This window comes from Microbacterium sp. Bi128 (assembly GCF_918698205.1).
The window spans coordinates 1-2,141 of sequence record NZ_CAKKMM010000877.1 but is presented as its reverse complement, the minus strand read 5'-3'; the positions used below and the strand labels follow the sequence as shown (position 1 = coordinate 2,141).

Sequence of the window (2,141 nt, the reverse complement as noted above, 5' to 3'; positions counted from 1 at the left end):
GAACTACGTCGATCCGCCCTGATCTGCCCGGGAACGCAAAAGGCCCCGGTCCGAGGACCGGGGCCAAACGCGGAGACGGGGGGATTTGAACCCCCGGTGGAGTTGTGCCCCACACTTCATTAGCAGTGAAGCCCATTCGGCCGCTCTGGCACGTCTCCAATTGCTAATAACTAGCCAACCAAGGATACGCAGAAGGTGCAACGCAGTGCAAAACGGCCGCTCCGGAGCAACGCGGGGTCAGATCCGGCCCATGCGGGGCCTCCGGTTGGGCGCTAAGTGACCCCGCGTTGCTTGGGTGTGGGACTTACGCCTCGGTGCCGGCGAGGGCCCGCCACAGGAAATGCTGGCTGCGGCTTTGCAGGGCCGCCGCCTGCCGGTTGTCCGAAGCCCCCGCGTGGCCGCCCTCGAGCGCCTCGTGGAACCAGACATTGGGGATGCCCATGGCCTGCATGCGGGCCGCCATCTTCCGGGCCTGGACCGGCCCCACCCGGTCATCCGAAGTCGCCGTCCAAATAAACGTCTCCGGGTAGTCCACGCCGTCCTTGAGCAGGTGGTACGGCGAAAACGTCTTCAGGAACTCCCACTGCTCGGGCACGTCTGGGTCGCCGTATTCGCCGATCCAGGAATAGCCCGCGGACAGTTTGGTGTACCGGCGCATGTCCAGGAGCGGGACCCCGCAGGACACGGCGCCAAACAGCTCCGGGTACTGGGTGAGCATGTTGCCCACCAGCAGTCCGCCGTTGGAGCCGCCCACGCAGCCGAGCCGCTGACGGGACGTGACGCCTCGGGAGATCAGGTCCTTCGCGACGGCGGCGAAGTCCTCGTACGCCCGGTGGCGGTTGCCCTGGAGCGCGGCGCGGTGCCAGTCCGGCCCGTACTCGCCGCCGCCGCGGATGTTCGCCACCACGTAGACGCCGCCGCGGCGGTGCGTGCCCTCGCCCTCTACGCCGCTGGACTCCGCGGTCCGCCGCTCCAGCCATGCCCGGCCGATCGCGCCGCTGTACGCCGGCGTCCGCGAAATCTCGAAGCCGCCATAGCCGGAAAGCTGGGTCGGGTTCTGGCCGTCCAGCACCAGGTCCTTGGCGGCCACCTGGAAGTACGGAATCTTCGTGCCGTCGCTGGAGGCCGCGAAGTGCTGCTGGACCTCGTAGCCCGCCTCGTCGAAGAATGACGGGGAGGTCCGGATCACCTCGTGCGTGCTGGTCACGGATCCGCCGTCGCGGGCGAGTGTCCCGCGGGTCAGGGTGGTCGGCGTCGTGAAGCCGGTGGCCACCAGCCAGAAGTCGTTCCCTGCGCCCGGTGCCTCGCCTTCGGCGACCGAGGCGGCGCCGCCGGTACCGTCGTCGTCCGAGCCTTCGGCGTCGTCTTCGTCGTCCACCGCGAAGGCATTGACGTCGTGCAGGGGCGGGCAGGCGTCCAGCACGGTGGCGGCCCAGGCGGCGTCCGTACCGGGGCGCCGCGGATCCAGGACGTGGATCTCCGAGGACACGTCCCGGAGCAGGTTCAGCAGCAGGAAGTCCCGCGTCCAGCTCCAGGACTGTAGGGAGGTGTGCGGATCGGGGGTGAAGAGCACGGCGAGGTCCCGGGAGCCGGCGAGGAAGTCCTCGAAGCCGGCCGCGAGCAGGGAGCCCGCCGGGTGGGTGGTGCCGTTGACGGTCCAGTCACGCTGCGGGCGGAACAGCAGCCATTCACGGTGCGAGCTCAGGTTCACGTCCGCCGGCACGTCGATCTGCACCCATGCACCGTCGCGCAGCACCGAGGTGTTCTTCTCGAAAAAGCTGATCCAGTCGACGGCGAAGGTGCGTTCGAAGCCCGGTGTGGAGTCGTGGGCCACGATCGCCATCATGTGGTCCTCGGGAATGTCGAACAGCTGCTCGGCCTGGGCCAGGGACTCGCCGCGGCGCAGCTTCACCCCGGTGCGGGCATAGGACGAGGTGGTCCGCGGCAGATCGTGGGCGGTGGTGGCGACCAGCAGGGTGTCCCCGTCCAGCCAGGAGGCGTTGCCCTTGCCGGTCGGGAGGTCGAAGCCGCCGTCGGCCGGGTCCACGAAGCCGCGGGCCTCGACGTCGAACTCCCGGTGGCGGTTGGCGTCCCCGCCGTCGGGGGAGAACGCCAGCAGGGCCCGCCGGTGGGGTTCACCC

At 69.3% G+C, this 2,141-nt stretch carries 1 protein-coding gene and 1 tRNA gene; both read right to left on the bottom strand.

The window, feature by feature from the left end; all coding sequences use genetic code 11:
- Window positions 1–70 precede the first annotated feature (70 nt).
- Window positions 71–158: transfer RNA gene (locus tag LQV45_RS27530), tRNA-Ser, on the bottom strand.
- 146 nt (window positions 159–304) lie between these two features.
- Window positions 305–2,141: prolyl oligopeptidase family protein (locus LQV45_RS27525; protein WP_230010025.1), on the bottom strand; the 1,837-nt coding region annotated here is incomplete at its 5' end.